The sequence below is a fragment of the Pseudomonas anguilliseptica genome (assembly GCF_900105355.1).
Taxonomy (GTDB): Bacteria; Pseudomonadota; Gammaproteobacteria; order Pseudomonadales; family Pseudomonadaceae; genus Aquipseudomonas; species Aquipseudomonas anguilliseptica.
Genome location: NZ_FNSC01000001.1, coordinates 4,591,329 through 4,613,586 on the forward strand (window position 1 = coordinate 4,591,329; position 22,258 = coordinate 4,613,586).

Annotated in this window: 24 protein-coding genes, 2 tRNA genes and 1 pseudogene; 11 read left to right on the plus strand and 16 right to left on the minus strand. The window is 59.8% G+C overall.

Annotated features, from left to right (window positions below; genetic code table 11):
- Positions 1-50: 50 nt before the first annotated feature.
- A complete protein-coding gene (locus BLW24_RS22365) occupies positions 51-1,811 on the plus strand; it encodes a bifunctional diguanylate cyclase/phosphodiesterase (RefSeq protein ID WP_090387022.1) in 1,761 nt (586 codons plus the stop codon).
- Positions 1,812-1,833: 22 nt separating this feature from the next.
- Here the strand turns inward: BLW24_RS22365 and BLW24_RS22370 are convergent, their stop codons facing one another.
- From BLW24_RS22370 to BLW24_RS22380, 3 genes are read right to left on the minus strand one after another with little or no spacing between them, the layout of a single operon-like run.
- Positions 1,834-2,304 (minus strand): hypothetical protein, encoded by a 471-nt coding sequence (locus BLW24_RS22370; protein ID WP_090387024.1) that lies wholly within the window; start codon positions 2,302-2,304, stop codon positions 1,834-1,836.
- On the minus strand, positions 2,304-2,669 hold the full coding sequence (locus BLW24_RS22375; protein ID WP_090387026.1) for a hypothetical protein: 366 nt from the start codon (positions 2,667-2,669) through the stop codon (positions 2,304-2,306). Before BLW24_RS22375 ends, BLW24_RS22370 begins: the two co-directional genes overlap by 1 nt.
- Positions 2,666-2,986 carry a helix-turn-helix domain-containing protein gene (locus tag BLW24_RS22380; RefSeq protein ID WP_090387028.1) on the minus strand — a complete coding sequence of 107 codons (321 nt, stop codon included), beginning with the start codon at positions 2,984-2,986 and terminating at the stop codon, positions 2,666-2,668. Before BLW24_RS22380 ends, BLW24_RS22375 begins: the two co-directional genes overlap by 4 nt.
- 152 nt (positions 2,987-3,138) lie before the next feature.
- Here BLW24_RS22380 and BLW24_RS22385 point away from each other — a divergent pair, with 152 nt between their 5' ends.
- Together BLW24_RS22385 and BLW24_RS22390 are read left to right on the plus strand one after the other, a co-directional pair.
- The gene (locus tag BLW24_RS22385; RefSeq protein ID WP_090387031.1) at positions 3,139-3,534 is read left to right on the plus strand and encodes a substrate-binding periplasmic protein; all 396 of its coding nucleotides are present in this window, start codon (positions 3,139-3,141) and stop codon (positions 3,532-3,534) included.
- A gap of 12 nt (positions 3,535-3,546) precedes the next feature.
- Entirely contained in the window at positions 3,547-3,843 is a 297-nt protein-coding gene (locus BLW24_RS22390) for a hypothetical protein (RefSeq protein WP_090387033.1), read from the plus strand.
- A gap of 12 nt (positions 3,844-3,855) precedes the next feature.
- Here the strand turns inward: BLW24_RS22390 and BLW24_RS22395 are convergent.
- The 5 genes and pseudogenes from BLW24_RS22395 to BLW24_RS22410 form a co-directional block, all read right to left on the minus strand.
- Positions 3,856-4,298: pseudogene (locus BLW24_RS22395) on the minus strand (YkvA family protein).
- Positions 4,195-4,410: a hypothetical protein gene (locus BLW24_RS27305; RefSeq protein ID WP_420875048.1), complete on the minus strand. Its 216-nt coding sequence runs from the start codon at positions 4,408-4,410 to the stop codon at positions 4,195-4,197. Before BLW24_RS27305 ends, BLW24_RS22395 begins: the two are co-directional and overlap by 104 nt.
- Before the next feature lie 258 nt (positions 4,411-4,668).
- Positions 4,669-5,376: a BamJ family beta-barrel-assembly machinery protein gene (locus BLW24_RS22400; protein ID WP_090387036.1), complete on the minus strand. Its 708-nt coding sequence runs from the start codon at positions 5,374-5,376 to the stop codon at positions 4,669-4,671.
- Positions 5,377-5,566: 190 nt separating this feature from the next.
- Positions 5,567-5,643, minus strand: a tRNA-Asp gene (locus tag BLW24_RS22405).
- 21 nt (positions 5,644-5,664) lie between these two features.
- Positions 5,665-5,740, minus strand: a tRNA-Val gene (locus BLW24_RS22410).
- A gap of 266 nt (positions 5,741-6,006) precedes the next feature.
- Here BLW24_RS22410 and rdgC point away from each other — a divergent pair.
- Together rdgC and sugE are read left to right on the plus strand one after the other, a co-directional pair.
- Positions 6,007-6,927, plus strand: a complete 921-nt coding sequence (gene rdgC, locus BLW24_RS22415) for a recombination-associated protein RdgC (protein ID WP_090387038.1) — start codon at positions 6,007-6,009, stop codon at positions 6,925-6,927.
- Between the two features lie 153 nt (positions 6,928-7,080).
- Positions 7,081-7,395 carry a quaternary ammonium compound efflux SMR transporter SugE gene (gene sugE / locus BLW24_RS22420; RefSeq protein ID WP_090387039.1) on the plus strand — a complete coding sequence of 105 codons (315 nt, stop codon included), beginning with the start codon at positions 7,081-7,083 and terminating at the stop codon, positions 7,393-7,395.
- A gap of 56 nt (positions 7,396-7,451) precedes the next feature.
- On the opposite strand, the gene BLW24_RS22425 is transcribed toward sugE, so the two are convergent.
- From BLW24_RS22425 to BLW24_RS22435, 3 genes are all read right to left on the minus strand, one after another.
- Positions 7,452-9,326, minus strand: a complete 1,875-nt coding sequence (locus BLW24_RS22425; protein WP_090387041.1) for an MFS transporter — start codon at positions 9,324-9,326, stop codon at positions 7,452-7,454.
- A gap of 128 nt (positions 9,327-9,454) precedes the next feature.
- The gene (locus tag BLW24_RS22430) at positions 9,455-9,784 is read right to left on the minus strand and encodes an AzlD domain-containing protein (RefSeq protein ID WP_090387043.1); all 330 of its coding nucleotides are present in this window, start codon (positions 9,782-9,784) and stop codon (positions 9,455-9,457) included.
- Positions 9,784-10,497, minus strand: coding sequence for an AzlC family ABC transporter permease (locus BLW24_RS22435; RefSeq protein ID WP_090387045.1), 714 nt, complete (start codon positions 10,495-10,497; stop codon positions 9,784-9,786). The genes BLW24_RS22430 and BLW24_RS22435 overlap by 1 nt, the downstream gene beginning before the upstream one ends.
- Positions 10,498-10,644: 147 nt before the next feature.
- On the opposite strand from BLW24_RS22435, the gene BLW24_RS22440 reads away from it, so the two are divergent.
- Positions 10,645-11,901 (plus strand): MgtC/SapB family protein, encoded by a 1,257-nt coding sequence (locus BLW24_RS22440; RefSeq protein ID WP_090387047.1) that lies wholly within the window; start codon positions 10,645-10,647, stop codon positions 11,899-11,901.
- Here the strand turns inward: BLW24_RS22440 and BLW24_RS22445 are convergent.
- Complete coding sequence (locus BLW24_RS22445; protein WP_090387845.1) at positions 11,887-12,714, minus strand: MerR family transcriptional regulator; 828 nt, start codon at positions 12,712-12,714, stop codon at positions 11,887-11,889. The genes BLW24_RS22440 and BLW24_RS22445 overlap by 15 nt on opposite strands.
- Before the next feature lie 326 nt (positions 12,715-13,040).
- On the opposite strand from BLW24_RS22445, the gene BLW24_RS22450 reads away from it, so the two are divergent.
- A complete protein-coding gene (locus BLW24_RS22450; protein ID WP_090387050.1) occupies positions 13,041-14,000 on the plus strand; it encodes an alpha/beta fold hydrolase in 960 nt (319 codons plus the stop codon).
- Positions 14,001-14,011: 11 nt separating this feature from the next.
- Positions 14,012-14,902 carry a metal-dependent hydrolase gene (locus BLW24_RS22455; protein ID WP_090387052.1) on the plus strand — a complete coding sequence of 297 codons (891 nt, stop codon included), beginning with the start codon at positions 14,012-14,014 and terminating at the stop codon, positions 14,900-14,902.
- 27 nt (positions 14,903-14,929) lie between these two features.
- Here BLW24_RS22455 and BLW24_RS22460 read toward each other — a convergent pair whose 3' ends face one another.
- The 4 genes from BLW24_RS22460 to BLW24_RS22475 all read right to left on the minus strand — a co-directional run bounded on the left by BLW24_RS22460 (position 14,930) and on the right by BLW24_RS22475 (position 18,939).
- A complete protein-coding gene (locus BLW24_RS22460; RefSeq protein ID WP_167360453.1) occupies positions 14,930-16,294 on the minus strand; it encodes a DNA recombination protein RmuC in 1,365 nt (454 codons plus the stop codon).
- Positions 16,295-16,760: 466 nt separating this feature from the next.
- Positions 16,761-17,165, minus strand: coding sequence for a tetratricopeptide repeat protein (locus BLW24_RS22465; protein WP_090387054.1), 405 nt, complete (start codon positions 17,163-17,165; stop codon positions 16,761-16,763).
- 515 nt (positions 17,166-17,680) lie between these two features.
- Complete coding sequence (locus BLW24_RS22470) at positions 17,681-18,433, minus strand: RES family NAD+ phosphorylase (RefSeq protein WP_090387056.1); 753 nt, start codon at positions 18,431-18,433, stop codon at positions 17,681-17,683.
- A 137-nt stretch (positions 18,434-18,570) separates the two neighbouring features.
- A complete protein-coding gene (locus BLW24_RS22475; RefSeq protein WP_090387057.1) occupies positions 18,571-18,939 on the minus strand; it encodes an antitoxin Xre/MbcA/ParS toxin-binding domain-containing protein in 369 nt (122 codons plus the stop codon).
- Positions 18,940-19,087: 148 nt separating this feature from the next.
- On the opposite strand from BLW24_RS22475, the gene BLW24_RS22480 reads away from it, so the two are divergent.
- The 3 genes from BLW24_RS22480 to BLW24_RS22490 are packed head-to-tail and all read left to right on the plus strand — an operon-like array spanning position 19,088 to position 22,239.
- Positions 19,088-21,676 (plus strand): intermembrane phospholipid transport YdbH family protein, encoded by a 2,589-nt coding sequence (locus BLW24_RS22480; protein WP_090387059.1) that lies wholly within the window; start codon positions 19,088-19,090, stop codon positions 21,674-21,676.
- A gap of 15 nt (positions 21,677-21,691) precedes the next feature.
- Positions 21,692-21,883, plus strand: coding sequence for a YnbE family lipoprotein (locus BLW24_RS22485; RefSeq protein ID WP_090252927.1), 192 nt, complete (start codon positions 21,692-21,694; stop codon positions 21,881-21,883).
- Positions 21,884-21,894: 11 nt separating this feature from the next.
- Positions 21,895-22,239, plus strand: coding sequence for a YdbL family probable chaperone protein (locus BLW24_RS22490; protein ID WP_090387061.1), 345 nt, complete (start codon positions 21,895-21,897; stop codon positions 22,237-22,239).
- Positions 22,240-22,258: the final 19 nt, after the last annotated feature.

Genomic DNA, 22,258 nt, shown 5'->3' on the forward strand with positions numbered 1-22,258 from the left:
GGGGACTGGTAGCAATGCCAGTCCCCGTTTTTTATGCACAGAGAGCCGCCATGATCGTCACCGAGCAGTTCAGCGCGTTGGACAGCATCCTCGCCAATGGCGACCTGCATAGTTTGTTTCAACCGATTTTTTCGCTCTCGGAGCGGCGCATTCTTGGCTACGAAGCCCTCAGCCGCGGCCCGTCCAACAGCGCCCTGCACTCGCCGATCAACCTGTTCGCCGTCGCCCGCAGCGCCGGCCGCCTGAGTGAACTGGAACTGCTCTGCCGCAAAAATGCCTGCCAGCGTTTCAGCCAGCTCAAGCTTGAAGGCAAGCTGTTTCTCAACGTCTCGCCAGACTCGCTGCTGGAGCCCAAGCACCAGCCGGGGCGCACCCTGCAACTGCTGCAAACCCTGGGCATTCCACCGAGCCAGGTGGTAATCGAGCTGACCGAGCAATCACCCACCGACGATTTTGCCCTGCTCGACACCGCCCTGCATCACTACCGAGCCATGGGCTTTTCCATCGCCCTGGATGACCTCGGCGCTGGCTATTCAAGCCTGCGTCTGTGGTCAGAACTGCGCCCGGATTACGTGAAGATCGACCGCCACTTTATCGACGGCATTCATAAGGATGCGGTCAAACGCGAGTTTGTCGGTTCGATTCTGAAAATGGCCAAGGCCTCGCGCGCCCAGGTAATCGCCGAAGGCATCGAACTGCCTGAAGAACTCGCCGTGCTCGCCGAGATGGGCGTCGACCTGCTGCAAGGCTATTTGCTCTGCCGGCCGCAGGAACAGCCGCCGCGTGACGCCATCAATCTGTTGCCCAGCGCCACAGCCAGCAGCCCGCTCAGCGAAGAGTCCAGCGATCTGCGTGGCCTGCTCAACCCGCAACGTGCAGTAGCCCTGAGCACCCCCACCAGCGAAGTGCTGGAGATGTTCCGCGCTCAGGCCAACCTGAACTCGCTGGCGGTGCTTAACGAGGCGCAGCAACCCGTCGGCATCGTGCATCGTCACTCACTGGCTGAAGCCCTACTCAAGCCTTTCGCCAACGAGCTGTTCTCCCGCAAACCGATCCGCCGCTTGATGAGCGATGACTACCTGGCGGTGGAATCCAGCCAGTCACTGCAGCAGGTCAGCCGCCTGCTCACCAGCCGCGCCCGCCAGCGTATCGAAGAAGATTTCATCATCATCGAGGATGGTGGTTATATCGGGCTCGGCCGGGTAATTGACGTGCTCAAGCTGATCACCGAGCTGAAGATCCAACAGGCCCGCTACGCCAACCCGCTGACCCTGCTACCGGGCAATGTGCCAATCCAGCAGTGCCTGACCCGCCTGCTGCAGCAGGGCCGCGAGGCCGTGGTCTGTTATGTGGATATCGACAACTTCAAACCGTTCAACGACATCTACGGCTACGCCAAAGGCGACGAAGTGCTTTTAAGCCTGGCGCAGTGCCTGAATGAGCGGGTCGACCCAACGCGGGACTTTGTCGGCCATATTGGCGGCGATGACTTTCTCTTGGTACTCGGTTCGCAGGACTGGCGCGCGCGACTCAATCGCTTGCTGGAAGACTTCCAGAGCCAGTGCCGACGCTTCTACCGTGAAGAAGACCTGCATGCAGGCTGCTTTGTCGCCCATGACCGTAGCGGTAAACGCCAGGAATATGCGCTGCTGTCCCTGTCACTCGGGGTGGTGCATGTACATCCCGAACAATGCGCACAACTGGATGCCAGCCTGCTGGCGGCTATGGCCTCAGAGGCCAAGCGGCACGCCAAGGCGGTGCCCGGTTACAGCCTGCATATCATCGACACCCAGGCGGATACGGCGGCCTGAAGGCGTAAGTTAAACGGCTGAGTCAGGGGCCGCTGAGGCGGCTGGAAAGCGCGGCAAAATGTTCCGCCTGCCGCGCATCGACGGCAACACCTACAGCACCACTGCGGTACAACTCAGCCAGGCGATAGGCAGCGGCTGGATGCCCTGCCTGCGCAGCCAACGCCCACCACTCTATGGCCTTCGGTGCATCGGCAGCGTGCTGAGCATCACCGGACAGACTTAACACACCAAGCTGGTAAGCGGCCCTGGCATCGCCGGCTTTGGCTGCCAAACCGAGTAAACGCCGCCCTTCATTGTGCGCGCCCAGACCCTGACCGCGAAACAGCAGGATATGCCCGTAGAAGCTTTGCGCCCGGGTATCACCCAGCGCGGCCATACGGGCGAACTGCCCTTCCAGCCAACGCCAGGCCTGCGGTTGCTTAACCAGCCAGGCCCAGTGGAACAAACGACGCGCCAGCAGGTAGCCGATACGCGCACGCAGCGCGCCGAACATCAGGCGTCTTCCGGGTAGCTGAACTCGAACACGCGGGCCACTTCGGCGGCATGCCAGGATGCCGCGGCAATGCCATCGGACGCACCACTGAAGCGCCCCAGGCGACTGACGCATTCGAAGAAGCCGGTACGCGGCAAACGGCTGGCGCCCTGGCTGATTACCAGCGCACTGCGCAGCGGACGCTCGGCACGCGCATCCAAGGCCGCCAGGTGCTCCAGCGCGGCGGCTAACGTCTGCATGGCAGGGCTAGGCAAGGCCAGGCGTTCGATCAAGGCTCGATAAGTCAGCAGATGACACTGACGCTGGGCATCTTCAAGCTCACCGAGCAACGCCTGCCAATGCTGCCGACTGATGCTTACGCTCAAGGCTGTGCCTCCCACCCATCGACCCCAAGATGCCAGGCCAGCGCGCGCTGGATGGCAGCATCCGGCTGGCGTTCGCCGCTCTCGATCATGCCCAGATAATGTGGGCTGATGCCAACATTACGTGCCAGTTGTTCGGCACTCATGCCCTTGGCTTCGCGCAGCGTCGCCAGTTGGCTCAGCGCCGGCTTGCTGGCATCCACCGCCACAGCGGCAACCTCAGGCGTGCGCCCTGCGGCCTGCAGCAAGGCTTGATACTGCGCCCAGGGCAGCACCGCATAGTCCGGCTGGCCATCGCGCTCGATCACGTGCACATTCATCTGTAAATCTCCATGCAGAGCACTTCCATCACTCTCAGCAACTCCAGAACAGACGGCCATCTTAACAGCCCAGCACGATAAAGCGCGTGATCTATACTGCCTCAAGGTTATCAAGCAGCAGTTAGGGGCAGGCTTTGCGCACACTGATAACAATGCTGTTAATTGGCTACAGCGGCTGGGCCTGCGCAGATGAGTTGCGCTGGGGCTTTGCCACGGCTGACGGTATGCCCTATGTCGATGTGCACGAGCAGCAATTACGCGGTGGGGTTATCTACAAACTGGGCCAGCTGGCCAGCCAGCAACTGGGCTATCAAGCTGCGTTTGTCGAAACCCCGAACAAGCGCATCGATGAATATATGCAGCGCGGCCGCATCCATGTGATCTGTAACAGCAACCCGCAATGGATAGACAAACCCGAGCGCTATCAGTGGTCCGTGCCCCTCTACAGCGAAGAGGACGTGCTGCTACTGCACCGTCAGCACGCCCCGATCAACAGCCTGCAAGAACTTCATGGCAAAACCCTTGGCACCCAGCTGGGTTATGTCTAAAAAAGCGAACTGATGGAGGCCTTCGCCAAGCAGCAGATCATTCGTCCAGATCTACGCGACCACGGAGCCGGGCTCAACCTGCTACGTAAACAGCGCCTGGATGCGATCATCGATATGCGCCGGCCACTGAACTTCCAGCTGGCCAAGCGTGTGGATGCGCCGCTGCAGATCAACCCCTGGGTAATTGATCGCTGCGACATGCACTGCACCTTCAGCCCGCAATTGCCGGTGAGTGCCGAACGACTGGACAAGACGCTGCAGCAATTACGCGACCAGGGTCTGATCGAGCAGATGCTCAACGACATCTGAAACTGCGCCGCGCTACTCCACACGCCCCTGCAGCGGCACGAGCGATTCATCCACATCGGGCAAACGCTCGACTGCCTGCAACACTTCGGGAGCCTGATCCGCTCGCCACTGCTGAAACGCCGCCAGCTCTTCCTGCTAAGTACGTAACACCCAAGCCAGCACAGCCAGATCATCAACCAGGCCAAATCCCAGTAACCAGTCAGGGATGGCATCCAGCGGCGTGACGAAGTACAGCAACGCTGCCACCACCGCCAGTAACGCCCGAGAATCGATTGCCCGATATTCACCGCGCCACCAGGCCAGACAAAGCGCCTGCAGCTGCTTCAGCTGATCGGCCAATCCAGCAGTTTTTCACGCTTTCGAGCGACCGATAACAGCAACGCCGGTAACCGTCCGGCCTTGAGGAAACACTTGGCCAAAAACTGGTAACGTGCGAAATTTTTCGGTGTTTTCATCGCCCTCTCCCGGCAACCCCGCGTGCCCGCTGGGCTGGCCATGGTTATCCACTAAAGCTGTGGATAACCTTGTGAACAGTTTCTCGATAACCCTGGCAAACGCCCAGCCCATGCGGCCTCGCCACAGATCGGACATTTTTTGCCCACACAACAAAACTTCATATAAATCAATAATTTAAAAATGGCAAAGGGTTTCTTCAAGAGAGTTACCCTAACCCGTCACGGCCAACTTGGGAAATGTGCATAACCGTAACACCACACGACCTACACAGGCTGTTTAAGACCCTCCAATCAGGCAAAAAGTGCCGATTGCGATCCGTAGAAACGACAACGCCCCGTCGAGACGGGGCGCTGCAGGAAACGCTAGAAATTACTCTTGAGTGGCTGCATCTTTGATCGCAATCAGCTCCAGATCAAACACCAGCACCGAATTGGCTGGAATCGCCGGAGTAGGGCTCTGCTCGCCGTAAGCCAACTCACTTGGGATGTACAGCTTGTACTTCTCGCCGACGTGCATCAACTGCAGACCCTCAACCCAGCCAGGGATCACGCCGTTAACCGGCAGATCAATCGGGCTACCGCGCTCAACCGAGCTGTCGAACACGCTGCCATCGGTCAGTTTGCCTTCGTAGTGAACAGTCACCACGTCAGTGGCTTTCGGCTGAGCGCCGTCGGCCTTCTTCACCACTTCGTACTGCAGGCCGGAAGCGGTGGTGGTCACGCCGTCACGCTTGGCGTTGTCTTCGAGGAACTTCTTGCCGGCTTTGGCCGACTCTTCGTTCAGCGCAACCATGCGCTCTTCGGCACGTTTCTGCAGGAAGGCAAAGGCTTCAATCAGCTCTTCGTCTTTCAGGCGCTGTTCTTTCTTGCCAATGGCGTCTTCGATGCCTTGAGCAACGGCGTTGGAATCCAGGTCATCCATACCTTCCTGAGCCAGGCTTTTGCCCATGTTCAGGCCGATACCGTAGGACGCTTTCTGTGCAGGGGTTTCTAGGGTGATTTCGCTGGTTTGCGAATCGCAACCTGCGAGAACCAAACCTACCAGGGCGACCGCCGCTGCTAAACGATGCTGTTTCATGCTTGTTCCTTGTCCGGTGTGCCCTAGGGCTAATGGTGTGAAAGCGCGAGCTTAGCAGGCTGTCGCGATCACTGACTACCGTGTTAGGAGGCAGAAAATGCGTATAAGTTCAGATGTTTAGCGGATTATTCAGAAAGGATTTTGCGAGGTATTGCGATGTGTCACAGAGGGGATGAAGCGAGGATAAAAATGGCGCAGCGGACGGGACTCGAACCCGCGACCCCCGGCGTGACAGGCCGGTATTCTAACCGACTGAACTACCGCTGCGCGTAACTTCAAAAAGCGAGTTGGTGGGTGATGACGGGATCGAACCGCCGACCCTCTGCTTGTAAGGCAGATGCTCTCCCAGCTGAGCTAATCACCCTTCACTCTCGAAGTGGGGCGCATTCTAGAGAGCGATCCGCACCTTGGCAAGCACTGTTTTGAAAATTTTTTATTGATGTAGCAAAGGCTTAGCGCAGACTTGGCCTCAGGCACCGCTCAAGGGAATAATGCGCCCCCAATGCAACGCACAGGTTGCCCAACGGGTCATAGCGCTGCGGCCAACCTGAAACAGCACCCGCATAGGGTACTGATGACTTGTGATACCTGCCGCTGCCGGCAGGTCTGTTAATGGAGATACACCCTCTTATGTGGTTTCGTAACCTGCTGGTCTATCGCCTCACCCAGGACATCCCGTTTGATGCCGAGGCACTCGAAACGGCCCTCTCAGCCAAACCGGCCCGCTCGTGCGCCAGCCAGGAGCTCAGCACCTATGGCTTTATCGCGCCCTTTGGCAAAGGCGGCGATGCGCCACTGGTGCATGTCAGTGGTGATTTCCTGCTGATCGCAGCACGCAAGGAAGAACGCATCCTGCCCGGCAGCGTGGTGCGCGATGCGCTGAAGGACAAGGTCGACGAGATCGAAGCCGAGCAGATGCGCAAGGTCTACAAGAAGGAGCGCGACCAACTCAAGGACGACATCGTGCAGACCTTCCTGCCACGCGCCTTTATCCGCAAATCCGCCACCTTTGCCGCCATCGCGCCGAAACAGGGTCTGATCCTGGTCGACTCGGCCAGCGCCAAGCGTGCTGAAGACCTGCTGTCGACCCTGCGTGAAGCCATCGGCTCGCTGCCGGTGCGCCCACTGACCGTGAAGATCGCACCAAGCGCGACCCTCACCGACTGGGTCAAGGTGCAGCAAGCAGCTCCGGACTTCCACGTGCTGGATGAGTGCGAACTGCGCGACACCCATGAAGATGGCGGCGTGGTGCGCTGCAAGCGCCAGGATCTGACCAGCGACGAGATCCAGTTGCACATGAGCGCGGGCAAGCAGGTCACCCAACTGTCCCTGGCCTGGCAGGACAAGCTGACCTTCGTGCTCGACGACAAACTGGTAGTCAAGCGCCTGCGCTTCGAAGACCTGCTACAGGATCAAGCCGAACAGGACGGTGGCGACGACGACCTCGGCCAGCAGGATGCCAGCTTCACCCTGATGATGCTGACCCTGGTGGACTTCCTCCCGGCTCTGTTCGAAGCCCTGGGCGGCGAAGAGATTCCGCAGGGGATCTAAACCATTGCACAGCCGCAGAGAAACAGACCACTGGTCCTCTGCGGCTTGCCCTACCCCTGCCAATGTGTAAAATACTGCACAGCGTGAGGACGACCTCACCACTCTACGAGTGATCACCACGGGACGGCCCCTCTATCTGTTTTGGAGGTTTGTATGTCCTGGTTCATTTTGCTGTTGGCCGGCCTGTTCGAAGTAGGCTGGGCTGTTGGCCTGAAATACACCGACGGCTTTACCCGCCCTCTCCCCACTCTACTGACTGTTGCGGCGATCATCGTCAGCCTGGCACTGCTTGGCCTGGCCATGAAGGAGTTACCGCTGGGCACCGCCTATGCGATCTGGACCGGTGTCGGCGCTGTAGGTACGGTGATTGCCGGCATCATGCTGTTTGGCGAGGCGGTGACGCTGCTGCGTATCGCCAGCGTGGCACTGATCGTTTGCGGCCTGATCGGGCTAAAACTCAGCCACTAGCCACTCAAAACGCACAAAAAAGCCCGCCAATTGGCGGGCTTTTTCATCTCTGCGGTTTAACGCAGCTCACCTCGCAACTCAGCCACCTGAGCCTGCAGCAACTCACGCTTGGCCAACTCGGGCGCTACCGGCGTACCGGCCACCAGAGTGATACGTGACCACAGGCGCTTGAACAAGCCCTTGTGCGGATCGCGACTAAAGAAGCTACCCCACAAGCCCTGCAGCGCCATGGGAATCACCGGTACCGGGTTGGCCTCGACGATGCGCTCAATGCCGTTCTTGAACTCATTCAGTTCGCCATCGGTGGTCAGTTTTCCCTCAGGGAAGATGCACACCACTTCGCCGTTACGCAGGTATTCGGCGATTTTTTTGAACGCGGCGTCGTAGATCAGCAGGTCTTCGTTGCGCCCAGCAATCGGCACGGTGCCAGCGGTGCGGAAGATAAAGTTGAGCACCGGCAGGTTGTAGATCTTGTAATACATAACAAAGCGTACCGGCCGGCGTACCGCACCACCGATCAGCAGCGCATCGACAAACGACACGTGGTTGCACACCAGCACCGCCGCACCCTCATCAGGAATCGCCTCCAGCCCCTTGTGCTCCACCCGGTACATCGAGTGACTGAGCAGCCAGATCATAAAGCGCATGCTGAATTCGGGAACGATCTTGAAGATGTAGCTGTTGACCGCGATGTTCATCAGCGAAATGGTCAGGAACAGCTGCGGAATCGACAATTCGGCAACGCTGAGAAACAGGATCGAGACAATTGCCGAAATCACCATAAACAGCGCATTGAGAATGTTGTTGGCGGCAATCACCCGTGCCCGCTCATGCTCCACCGTGCGCGACTGGATCAACGCATACAGCGGCACGATGTAGAAACCACCAAACAGACCAATACCGAGAATCGAGCCGAGAATCCACCAAGCCTGGCTATAGCTCAGCACAGACAGCCAGTCGTGGTTTTCTGCGACCTCAGGGAAGCCACCGGAGAACCACCAGAGCATGATGCCGAACAGGGTCAGGCCGATCGAGCCGAACGGCACCAGGCCGATTTCCACCTTGTGTCCACTCATGCGCTCACAGAGCATCGAGCCCAGTGCGATACCGACCGAGAACACAGTAAGAATCAGCGTTACCACGCTTTCATCGCCGTACAACCACTCTTTGGCATAGGCCGGAATCTGCGTCAGGTACACTGCACCGAGAAACCAGAACCAGGAGTTACCCACCAGCGAGCGCGACACGGCTGGGCGCTGGCCCAGACCGAGCTTCATGATCAGCCAGGACTGACGCAGGATGTTCCAATCCAGCTTGAGCTGCGGCATGGCCGCCGACGCCACGGGAATGCCGCGGCTGGCCAGATAGCCAAACACTGCCACCAGCACCACACAGGCAGCGACGATATGCGCATAACCGCTGCTGGCCATGATGATGCCCGCACCAATGGTGCCGGCAAGGATGGCCAGGAAGGTGCCCATCTCGACCAGTGCGTTGCCGCCCACCAGCTCCTGTTCTTCAAGGTGCTGCGGCAAAATCGAATACTTCACCGGGCCGAACAACGCCGACTGCGTGCCCATGGCAAACAGCACCGCGAGCATCATGGGCAGGTTGCCGAGCAACACGCCGACAGCACCGAGCAGCATGATCACGATTTCGGCGAACTTGGTCTTGCGGATCAGCGAATCCTTGGCGAACTTCTCACCAAACTGGCCGCCGAGGGCAGAGAACAGGAAAAACGGCAGGATAAACAACAGCGCACAGAGGTTGATCAGCAAGGCCTTGTCAGCCCCGGAACTGATCTTAAACAAAATGGCGAGAATCAGTGATTGCTTGAAGATGTTGTCGTTGAAAGCACCCAACAGCTGGGTGATAAAAAACGGCAAAAAACGCTTTTTACCCAGCGATGCGAATTGTGATTGTTCGGTCATCGTCCGTGTACCTGTCTGCAGTGGCCAAGCGGGTTGTCAGGCATTTGACTGCAAGAACACCTCACAAAGCCACAGCGAAACCTGCCTTTTGCTGCATTTTCTACAAATCCAGGCGGCAAAAAACCTGCTTACAGGGGCAACTGACCCAACAACCAACGCACGATAAAAAACACCAGCAGGCCGCCGCCGATGGTAGCCAGCAGATGCCGGGTCAGCGCGGCGATGGCAATAGTCGCCAACCCTGCCAACAGGTAGGCATTGTCCAGACTGAACGCCCAGTGCTGGCCATCGGGAATCAGCATGCCCGGTACTACGATGGCGCTCAGCACAGCGGTCGGCACGTAATGCAGGCCCTGGCGCACCAACGGCGGGAAGCGCAGATCGGGAAAGGCAAACAGGCTGTAGCGAATCGCAAAGGTGATCAGCGCCATACCAAGAATTAGCAACCAGATAGCCATCACGCACCCTCCCCGACAGTCACCGGCATTGTGCGTTGCTCCAACCATACGCCGACCGCAATGCCACTCAGCGCAGCCGCCATTAGCCCCAATTTATAGGGCCAGGCATGGCACAGCAGCGCCACCGCACCGGCTACCAAAGCGGCAGCAATCTGCGGCTGGTTGCGCAGCGCCGGCACCACAATGCCGATAAAGGTCGCCAGCATTGCGAAGTCCAGCCCCCAACCCGCGAGGTTCGGCACGCTCTGGCCAAACAACGCACCGACCAGCGAGCTGGACACCCAGGACAGGTATAACGCCAATGCCACGCCGGCGTGATACCACTGGCCGTGTTCGGTCATGCCCCGCGCCAGATACCGGCGCTGCACCACGGCAAAGGTTTCATCGGTCAGGCCGAACGCCAACGGCACCCGCCAGCGCTGCGGCAGCTTGCCGACATAAGGCTGCAGCGCCGCGCAGTAGAGCACATGGCGCAGATTGACCACCAAGGTGGTGAGCAGAATCACCACCGCGCCGCTGCCCAGGGTCAGCAGGCTGATGGCAATAAACTGCGCTGAGCCGGCATACACCAGCAGGGACATACCCAGCGCCTGCCCCAGACTCAGCCCGGCCAGGCTGGCCAACGCGCCATAGATCAGACCAAACGGCAGAATGCCGACAATCATCGGAATACTGTCGCGAACTCCATAGATAAACTGCTGTAAACGGCTCATGCGCCCTCCTTCGCTACATAGCCTGACGCATCGCTGCCGCGGCGTCTTGAACAATCTTGCGCAGCATTGCGCCGTAGACTGACCTGCCGCAATACAGCCCAACACCCACTGGCTAGACTGCCAGCATTGCCCGCCCAGGATCGACTCATGCCGGAAGCCCTCGACACCCTGCTGAACTTCGCCAGCGCCCTGGCCGCAGGCCTGCTGATTGGTGCCGAGCGCGGCTGGCAGGGACGCAATACCGAGGACACCCAGCTGGTCGCAGGGATTCGCACCTTTGCCCTGAGCAGCTTGCTCGGCGCCTTTGCCATGCTGCTCGGTGAGCATTTCGGGGTTATCGCCTGGGCGGTGATCTTCAGCGGTTTCGCCCTGCTGGTGGTGGCCTCCTACTTTGGCGAACTGCAACGCCTGGGTGATATGGGACTGACCAGCGAGGTGGCGCTGCTGATCACTTTCCTGCTCGGCAGCCTGGCCATGGCCGGTTATGCCGGGCTGGCGGCGGCCGGCGCGGTGGCGGTTGCACTGCTACTAAGCCTCAAGCAGTCGCTACACGGTGCCCTGCAGCGACTCAGCGAGGCGGAACTGTCAGGCGCACTGAAGCTGCTATTTATTTCCCTGGTGCTGCTGCCGGCGCTGCCCAACCAAGGCTACGGTCCGTGGCAGGCCTTCAACCCCTACGCCATCTGGTGGATGGTGGTGCTGATCGCCAGCATTGGCTTTGCCGCCTATGTGGCGATTCGCCTGATAGGCATGCGTCATGGCCTGCTGATTACCGCATTGCTCGGCGGCATGGTGTCGTCCACGGCGATGACCGTCACCCTGGCGCGCCTGGCCTCGGGACGAAATCTGCAAGCGATTCTGGCCTGCGGCCTGCTCGCCGCCTCGGCACTGATGTTTCCGCGGGTACTGCTGGAGGTCGGCCTGGTCAACGCCAGCCTGTTGCCACAGCTGGTCTGGCCGCTGGGCATCGCCACTCTGGTGTATGCCGCTGGCGCGCTGCTGTACTTCCGCCGCGCCGGCACGGAAAACGAAGAGCAAGCCGAACCGCCACTGAAAAACCCCTTTGAACTGGGCCCGGCGCTGCGCTTTGCCGCGTTACTGGCGTTGATTCTATTGATGGTCGAAGCCGCACAACACTGGCTGGGTGATGTCGGCGTTTATCTGGTGGCATGGCTTTCGGGGCTGGCCGATGTGGATGCCATTACCCTATCGCTGGCGCGCAGCGCCAAGGGTGAACTGGATGCCCAGGTCGCCGTGCAGGGAATTTTTCTCGCAGCGCTGAGTAACAGCCTGGTCAAAGGCTTTCTGGTCGCCCTGATCGGTGGCCGCAAGCTGGCATTGATGACCCTGCCGGTGATGGCTGCCGGCCTGCTGGTCGGCGCGGCGGTTTTACTGCTGCTTTGAAGAGTCGGCGCGCAGAAAACCTTCCAGCAACTTATGCACCCGCTCGCTCAACTCGCGATTGGCCGCCTCGGGCAGACTGCGCGCCAGCTCGGCCACGACGACCTGCTCCACCAAGGGGCGCAGTTGCAGCAACTGCGCGCTGAGCCGCTCAAGATCAGCGGCATGCGGCAAATCACTGTGCAGCAGCGGGTTAACCAGCTGCTGGGTAATCACCGTGACAATGCCCATGGCCACTTGTTGCACCTGCCCGCGAATGGCTGCCAGCTCATCGAGTAGCGCCGGCAAAGGAATACCGGCGCGGTACAACTCAAGCCCTGCGGCAAACAGTTTGGGGCTGGGTACGCGCAGATGGTCGCCGGCAAACTCCAGCAGACCGAGGGCCAGGGCCCGCTCAATGACCTGGTCATCCAGCACCTCACCGAATAACGCCTGCAGCTGCGCAAATGACAGCTGCTCGGCCTGCTCCGGCTGCCCAGGCCCTTGGATGGCCTGCTCCAGCCCCAGCACATGGGCCAAGTCGCGACCCTGAGCCCAGGCTTCGAACAGCTCGCGAATACTGGCGATGCTGTAACCACGTTCCAGCAACTGGCCGATCAGCTTCAGCCGCGCCAGGTGCTCGCCGTTGTAGATCCCCAGCCGGCCTCGCCGCTCCGGCGGCGGCAATAGTCCCTGATCCTGATAAGCGCGCACATTACGCACGCTGGTCTGCGCGGCCTGGGCCAGATCATCGACGCGATATTCGACGGACACCGCCTCCACCACAGGGGCGGCGCTGCCTAATAAACGCTGGAGAAAAGCAGAGGCTGTTTGCATGGCGGCGATCATAGCCGCACGAGCAACCGGCCAACAACCGCCCCAACCAAGGGCTGGACTTGCCCTACCCAACGGCTCAATCGACCCTGCACAACCCGCGCAAAGCCCTGTTGCAGAAGGCTTTCAGCTATCTAAGTAACACCGTAACAGGACCTTCAATGAGTTCAGCCGATGACTAGGCAGAGACGTCCCGAGCGTCCAACAATAACCGTGACATCAAATGATGTAACGATCGCCCAGACAATTCGGAGACGCTGCATGCCCATCGACCTCGCCGTTATCACCCTGCATTACTCACTAACCCCCGTTCTGCATCAAGCAACCGTATGAACGCGCCAGCAGTGCTGCCAGATAAAGAGCTGCAGGCCGAACAGCTGTGGGTTCATGGCGATGGTGTACAGCTGGCGGCCTATCGCTGGGGTAATCCGAACGGCCCGACCCTGCTGCTGGTGCACGGCTACCCGGATAACCATGAAATCTGGCTGCCATTGGTACGCGAGCTGGCCGCCGACTATCAGATCATTGCCTACGACGTGCGCGGCTTTGGCGCCTCGGATACTCCACGCAAGCGCCTGGACTATCACCTGGCAAAGCTGGCCAATGATCTGGAAGCGGTGATCAAGGCCCTTAGTCCCGAGCAACCGGTGCATCTGGCGGCTCATGATTGGGGATCGATTCAAGCCTGGGAAGCAGTCACCGAACCACGCACGCAACCTCTGCTGGCCTCCTACACCAGCATCTCCGGACCTTGCCTAGACCATGTCGGCCACTGGATGCGCGACAAACTCAAGCAGAAGACTCCGCGCGCACTGCTGCAGGTGTTCGGCCAACTGCTCAGCTCCTGGTACATCGCCCTGTTTCACACGCCATTACTGCCCGAGCTGACCTGGCGCATGGGACTGGACCGCGCCTGGCCGGGCCTGCTGCGTAAGATCGAAGGCCTGCGCAATATGCCGATCAGCAGCAGCCAACGCTCGGACGGTGTGCACGGGGTCAAGCTGTATCGCGCCAACTTTATCCGCAGCCTGTTCACGCCACGCCTGCGTCATACCCAGGTGCCTGTGCAACTGATCGTGCCGACCCGCGACCGCTTCGTCCGCCCGCAACTGTTCGACCAGTTGCAGCATTGGGCGCCCAGGCTACAGCAGCGCGAGGCACATGCCGGGCATTGGCAACTGCTGGCTGAGCCACAACAGCTGGCCAAGTGGCTGCGTGAGTTCACCACCCATATCCACAGCGAGGCTGGCAGCACCGAGCCTGCCAGCCAGAACCTGGCAGGACGATAAGGAGAATCGAGATGAGCGAACAGCACCGCCTGGAACAACGCAAAGTACGCTTCGACTTTGCCAACACGCCACTGCACTGGGTGCCGAACGAGCCGGAAGCCTCGCACATCATGAACAGCCTGCACCTGATCCTGCCGGCAGGAGAATTCTGGTTCTGCCGGGTCTACAACAAGGCCCTACCACTGGTAACCGACCCACAGTTGCGCGAGAACGTACAAGGCTTCGTCAAACAGGAGGCGCAACATGCCCACGCCCACGACAGCGCACTGACGCCCTACCTGCTGCGCAATGGCATTGATCCGACGCCCTTTTCCAGACCAATCCACTGGCTATTCGAGCGTGTGCTGTGCGACTTTCCCCTCGGCAACAACGCCATCAGCCGCGCCCTGCAGCCCTGGTGGCTGCGTCAGCGGGTCGGCCTGATCGCCGCAGTGGAGCACTTCACCTGCGTGCTGGGCGACTGGATCATCACCACCCGCAGCCTCGGCCATGCTGACCCGGTAATGCTCGACCTGCTGCGCTGGCACGGCGCCGAAGAAGTCGAGCACCGCAGCGTGGCCCACGATCTACACGTACATATTGGCGGCAGCCTGCTGATGCGCTGGGTGTATATGCTGATTGCCACGCCGGCGCTGATCTTTCTGTTCAGCAGCGGAATGAAAATCATGATGCACCAGGACCCGGTCACCCGTTACCGGCCAGGCTTTCTACGCCTGTGGTACCACCTGGGCAAGCGTGGTCTGTTGCCGCGCATGGGTAGCATCGGCCGTTCGGTGGTGCGCTATTTCAACCCCAGCTATCACCCGCGCAGCGAAGGCGATATCCGCGTGGCGCTGGATTACCTGGCTAACTCACCGGCGGCGCAACGCGCGGCAGCTGAACAAGCCCAGGTCAGGGCCTGACAACTCGCCAACGAACAGAAGAGCGCTCTACTCGGCCGCCTCATCCTCCAGCACCCTCATCCCGGCCGCCTGCTCGAGTAGTTCGGCAGGCAGGCTTTTGCTGGCGCGGGCGCCGAGCAGCTTGAGGTTTTCCACCCGACTGATGATATTGCCGCGCCCCTCGCAGAGCTTGTTGCGTGCGCCGGCATAGGCTTTGTCCAGCTGCTGCAGGCGCGCACCCATTTCATCCAGATCCTGAATAAAGGCGACGAATTTGTCGTACAGCGCACCCGCGCGCTCGGCAATCTCGCGGGCGTTCTGGCTCTGCCGCTCCTGCCGCCACAGGCTGTCGATCACCCGCAAGGTGGCCAGCAACGTGGTCGGGCTGACGATGACGATATGTTGATCAAAGGCCTCCTGAAACAAGCCAGGGGCGGCTTGCAACGCCGCCGCAAAGGCCGCTTCGATCGGCACAAAGAGCAGGACAAAATCCAGGCTGTGCAGGCCTTCCAGGCGCTGGTAGTCCTTGAGCGACAAGCCCTTCAAGTGACTGCGCAGCGACAGCACATGCTGCTTGAGCGACAGCTGCCGGCTGGCGTCGTCCTCTGCGGCAATATATTGCTGGTACGCGGTAAGGCTGACCTTGGCGTCCACCACCACCTGCTTGTCGCCCGGCAGCTGGATCAGCACATCCGGCTGGAAGCGTTCACCGTCGGCGCTCTTCAGGCTGACCTGGGTCTGGTACTCACGCCCCTTCTCCAGGCCGGCGTGCTCCAGCACCCGCTCCAGCACCAGCTCGCCCCAGTTGCCCTGGGTTTTCTGGCCTTTGAGAGCACGGGTCAGGCTGGTCGCCTCATCGCCCAAACGCTGGTTGAGTTGCTGCAGACGCTCCAGCTCTTTGCCCAGAGAAAAGCGCTCACGGGCTTCCTGCTGATAGCTTTCCTCCACGCGCTTTTCGAAAGACTGAATGCGTTCCTTGAGCGGGTCAAGCAACTGACCGAGCTGCTGCTGGCTGGTTTCGGCAAAGCGCTGCTCGCGCTCATCAAAGATTTTCCCGGCCAGTTCGGCAAATTGCGCGCGCAGTTCATCGCGCGAGCCTTGCAGGTCGCTCAGGCGCTGTTGATGGCTATCCTGCTGTTCTTTGAGTTCGGCGCTGAGGGCCGCCCGCTGAGCATCCAGGCGGCGGATTTCAGACTCCTGCTGTTCGCGCTGGCGAGCCCAGGCCTGGGCTGCTTCGCGGGCAATCTGGCGCTCCTGTTGCAGCAAGTCGGCCTCACGGCGCAACGCCGCCAACTCGGCCTGCTGATCAGCCTTGATCTCGCTGATCTCGGCGACTTCCTCGCGGCAATCATCCAGCTGCGCCGCGAGGCCGGTCTGCGCTAGCTGCGCATTACTCAAGCGTTCCTGTAGCAGGCTGAATTCCAGCTGCTGACTGGCCAAACGGCGTTGCAGCGACCAGGCCATATAGAGAAGAGGAAGTGCTGCGGCGGCAAAACCGAGCAGCGCAGGTGCCAACGCGACGGACAGATCGATAGGCATAAGCAACTCCGCAGAAAAGTACTGGCAGTATAACCAGTGTTCTTACAAAGCGGCCCATTGCGTCAGAGCCTGCTCAAAGTATCGCGAGCGAGTGTCATGCAAGGCGCTACGTTAGTAACAGCCCCCGGCTGGTCAAGCAGACGAGAAACGTAGCGTAGCGGAGTAACAGCCAACGGCTGGTCCTTAGGGTGAGCGCAGCGAATCAAGCGAAGTGTACTTTTGTACATGAGCATTACTCGTTTCACTCGCCCTTCGGGTCGCCTGAAGCGCGTTAACCGCAGCGGCTTACCGAGCCTGTTTAACGCGCCAGGGCCGACGCGCAGCAGACTTTGAGTTGGCTCTAAAGCTGTTTAAGCAGTTGCTGCGCCTCTGGCGAACCCTGCCCCGCTGCCAGCTCCAGCCAGTGGCGGGCCTGCTGCGGTTCATTGTTGCGCGGCTGACTATAGAGTTGGCCGAGCTCCAGCTGGCCCCCCATATCACCGGCGCGGGCGGCCTGGCGCAGCAGTTCAAAACCGATGCGCCGATCACGTGGGTTGCCGCAATCACGGCAGAGCATTTGCCCAAGCCGACTCTGTGCCTGCACTACGCCCTGCAAGGCAGGTTGCTTGAGCAGGTGGCCAGCAAAGCGTTTGACGCTGGGGGCATGACCGAGTCGAGGGCTGCCCAGTAGCCAGAGTGCCACACGGGTGGGCAGGCGAGGAGCAGTGGTTGCAGCGATAGGTAGTCGAGTGATTGCGCGAGGCATAAAAAGCAGCGGTAGCCGGAAAGGCGCGCAACTCTACTCCTTTTTTCGCCAAGGTAAAGCCTTGCAAAAAAGCCTCAGACGGCGACCTAGAGCAAGCGCTCGGGTTAATCCACAGAAGCTGTGGATAACTTCGTGGATAACATGGGAGCAAGCGGCCTCAGCGCCTATGGTGTGGGGCCCAAGGTCAAACTGGTGATTTTTTCACCAGCGCAAAAAATCCATATATTTCATTGACTTATAAAATCAATAAAAAGAATCAAGGGTTTACGTCAAGCACTGCATCCTGCTTGACAAGGCGCATCGCAATTGTGCACAAGTCGCTGCGTCACGCCGTCGCACTGCCCTTTTTCAGGGCAAAGCGCCCTGAAAAAGCCGCACTGTATAGGGTCTGATGCCGTTTCGCTCGCGGCTGCGCCGGTGCCTGTTTTAGCACGAGGCAAGGCACGAGACACGAGGCTTGGTTGTTCCAAATGAGTGTCGAGAAACGCAGTATCGCGCTAAAACAGGCTCGGCCCCTATGCCGGGCGCGGTAGGCGGCCATCCACCTGATAGGCATCCAGGCGAAAGACTCTAGGGGTGTCCGGAACCTGGGCATTCTTGAAGGCGACATAGTCGTCGGTGGTCTCGCACAGCCAGCTCAGCAGGTTACGCGGGCGCTTTTCTGCCAGCGCGCCTGGAACGAATAGCGCAACGTTGTTGCCCTTCTGCGGGCAGCGCGCCGAACGGTACTCGAACGCCTCAACCCCCGCCCCGCGCATGGCTGCACCCAATGCCTGGCAATGCTCATAAGCGCTGGCATGACAGAGTTCGGCCTGGAAATCCGCAAACGGCGGATGCTGCAACTGAATGCCGCGCTCAACCTGATAGCGCGCCTCGAAGGTGCAATGCTCGGAAAGGATGCGCCCACTGGGGGGCGCGATGCTCATGCCATCCCAGAGCAGAAAGCGGTAATACGCCGCCTCGGCCATGGCGGTGTCGATGCGCAGCGCGCCATAGAACAGGCTCGGCTCGTGCACCGAACCAAAGCGCGAGCCCCAGCGCAGCGGCGGATAACGGAACGGGGTTTTCAGCAGGTAATGCAGCGGCTCGGCATTCTGCGGCAGCGGCGGTTTGCTGGTTTCCAGCAACTCCTCAAGCAACGCCTGTTCGGCAAGGGTATCGACCAATTGCAAAGTGGCGACCTGGGCCTGACTCTCGACCAGACGCACCAGGCGCCCACGCAGCGGTTTGATCTGAGCCGGGCCTTGGCAGTGTTGCCAGATATCCATGGTGGCGTTGTCCTTAACTTTTATTATTGTTGCTACTGCGTTTCAAGCTTGCTGTTTTGAAGCTGTTTAGGGCCTCGCGAGCTAGAGTCCTGTTTTTAACGCTGCAGGGCCAACGCGCAGCAGGTCATAAACAGGTTCTAGCCTTTGCCACGAATCGCATCGAGATACTCCACCACCCTTACCAACCCCTGCACCTGCATCATCAGGGATAAGGGCGGCGCATCCAGATGGCGGTTGTCGGTGCGCAGAAAATGCTGCATATCCAGCAAATTGCCGCCAAACAGGGCAAACAGCGAGCGGTATACACGGACCAGCAACAAGGCCAATTCACCGGTTTTGCTGTGCACGCGCAGGCCACCCTCAGCCCAACGCGAGATCGCTGTGCGGTGTACACCAATGATGTCCGCCAGTTCCTGCTGGGTCAGGCCCAGCTGTTCACGGGTATTGAGCAGCGCTTTGGCCAGCACCGCATCGGCGTCGGCAACCGGTCGAATCAATGCGCTCATCACGGCCTCCTACTTTCATAATGTCTGTTTACAGCAAAAATACCACTAAATGCTGCAATTACACAGAACAGAATAACCTCTGATTGGCAGCCTGCCAGACATGGGTTAACGTCCAGCCACGCAACTCCCTCACTATGGATCAGTGCTTATGCCCAGCCGGCGCACCTGGCTGCGACTTATCAGTTGCCTGATTTTACTGCTCGTCCTGCTCAGCGCTTATGGCTACCTGAGCCTGAGCCGCCTGCTCGAACGCGAGCAGATCGAGAACTTCGAGTGGCGAGGCCTAGGCCTATCCACCCAGGGTATCCAGCTTGACCAGCTCAGCCTGCAGCACCCCAGCGGCGTAGTGCAGCTGCAACAGCTGCAATTGCGCTGGAGTGGATTCAGTCTGGCGCTGCCCTTCTGGCAGCAGGTACAGATCACCGGCCTGCAACTGAATCTGCCCTCTCAACCCGAGCCAACAACTGACGACAGCACGGATTTTGCGTTTCCACTGGAGCAACTCGCCGCAGTTATCAGCTTATTGCCGCAACACCTGCAGGTCGATGCACTGCAGATCGAGCTACCTTGCGCCGAAACACGCTGCCAACTGCTGGGCGATCTGCTGCTGTTTAAAGACGCTGCACAGCTTGATGCTCAGCTCAATTTGCAACATCAACAGGACCAACTGAGCTGGCACGCGCAATTGCAGGGCGACGCCACAACAGCAGCGCTGCAGCTGAGCCTGGCGATCAATCAGCAAGCGCAACTGCAGCTCAGCAGCAGCCTGCAACAGAGCGGCACCGGACAACTCTGGCAAGGTGACTTCAGCGGCGACTTGCAGCAAAGCGCGGTGCTGCAAAGCTGGCTAGGCCAGTGGCTACCCAGTGCCGCAGGCACACTGCCTGAGGCTCCGACGGCAGCGCAGCTGAAGGCAAGCTGGCAATTGCAGCTTGCCCCTGGCCCCCTTAATTTGGCGCAGCTGCAGCAGGCCAGCGGCCAGTTGCAAGCCAGCGCCAAGCTGCCTGAGCCCTGGCCAATTCCCGCTCTCGGTCAATTGCAGGGCAGCTTCGATTTGTCCGCCCAGGCGCTGGATGGCCAGTGGCTGGCCGATAGCCTGAACGCCGACCTCAACCTCAAGCAGATTGCCAATGACCTTATCAGCGACGTACCGGCAGAGCTGTATCCCGAAACGCTGCAGCTGACGATCCAGGCCACTGAAACGCCCAACAACCTGGCTGCACAGCTGGTTGATCGCGCCCTGCCCCTGCAACTGCTGTTAAAGGGCCAGGGGCGCAGCCAATTTGAACTGCAGGGTACGCTGGCCCTGGCCAATGGTTTGCCCTGGGCCTTGCAGCTGCTGGACGGCAGCCTTAACGCGTCCACCCCAGCATTTCAGCTGGAGGGCTGGAAGATCGGCGCGCTGCAGACGCAGTTGCAACTCGACGCCTATCTGGATCCGCAGCAGTTGCATCTCGCCCTTGGCAAAGGCGCACAGCTCAGCCTGCAACATCTGCGCAGTACGGATGTGCAGGCCCAGCAACTCAAAGCCAGCAGCAGTGGACTGCAACTGCAGGCCCAACTGGCAGCAGGCGAGCTGCTCGACTGGCAGCTAGAAGGTCCTCTCGATTTCAGTGCACAACTGCAACATGAGCAATTGCAGCCCCAGCACTGGTACTGGCAAGGCCCTTTGACCGCCAACCCACTGCAGGCGGAGCTGGACGGCACACTGCGCAACGATGCCGGGCTGCAACTCAAGCTGCAGGCGCAATACTACAGCGCCAAGGGCCTGAGCCTGCAAGCGCAACTGGCGGAACTGTTTCTGCGCAGCGGCAACCCGTTAAAAGACAGCTTCACGGCATGGCCAGCCCTACTGGATCTGAACAACGGGCGCCTGAATGCCAACGCCAGCCTGACCCTGGCCAGCGATCAACAGCTGCCCACGGTCAAACTCGACCTCACCGGCAAGGGCCTGGGCGGGATTTATGACCGCACCACGCTGGAGGGTTTGGACAGCCGTATCAGTGTGCGAGTCGACCCCAAACAGCTGCAGCTTGAATTGAGCGAGCTGCGCCTGGCTCAGGCCAACCCCGGTATACCGCTAGGCCCGGTGCAGCTCAGCGGCAGCTACAGCGCCGCGTTGCAAACACCGACCCGAAGCCAGCTGAAGCTGCACCAGGCCGAAGCAGCGCTGATGGGCGGCACGTTAGAACTGGCAGCCGGACAATGGAGCCTGGCCGCCGAGCCGATGCTGTTTCCCATACAGGTGCAGGGCCTGGAACTTGAGCAGCTGTTTATCCTCTACCCCACAGAGGGGCTGGCAGGCACCGGCACCCTCGATGGTCGTCTGCCGCTGCAGATCAGTAGCCAGGGTGTGACCATCGAACAAGGCCAGCTGACAGCACGCGAACCCGGTGGGCGTTTGCAATTTCACTCCGAACGTATCCGCGCCTTGGGCCGCAGCAACCAGGCGATGCAGCTGGTGACTCAATCGCTGGAGGATTTTCGCTTTACGACTCTGAGCAGCCAGGTCAACTACGATCAGCAAGGCAAGTTGGCGCTGGCCATGCGCCTGGAGGGACAAAACCCGGCCATCGAACAGGGCCGACCGATCCACTTCAATATCAACCTGGAAGAAGATATCCCTACTCTGCTGGCCAGCCTGCAACTGACCGACAAAGTCAGCGATATCATCAGGCAGCGCGTGCAACAGCGTATGCTGGAACGCAATGCCAACACGGCCCCGACAGAGCGATGATCAAGGAGAAGCGCCATGCGCTTGCGTAGTTGTTTCGCCGTCCTGCTACTGGGGCTGCTCAGTACGGCCTGCACCCCGACCGTACAGCTGGCGATGCCCAATGAGCCGATCAACATCAACCTGAATGTAAAGATCGAGCACGAAATCTATATCAAGGTGGATAAAGCCCTGGACAGCATGTTCAGCGAATCCAGCGGATTGTTCTAAGGAGCCCGAGCATGAACCTCTATAAACGCCTTGCCAGCCTGTTACTGCTGCTCAGCCTGAGCCTGCCGGCCGTAGCCCTGAACCTTAACGAAGCCATGTCCGCCCTGGGCGACGCAAAAGCCAGCGGCCAGTTGGGCGAAATGCCCAATGGCTATCTCGGCGTGGTGAGTAACGCTGGCCAGGCCGCCGAAATCGCCCAGTTAATCAACCAGGCGCGCCGTACCGAATACCAGAAGCTGGCGGCGCAGAACGGCATCCAGCTCAGCGATGTGGAAGCGATTGCCGGGCAGAAAGCCATCGACAAGACACCGGCAGGGCAATACATCCAGCTTGAAGGTAAGTGGCAGCGCAAATAACTTCGTCAGCGAGCCTAGC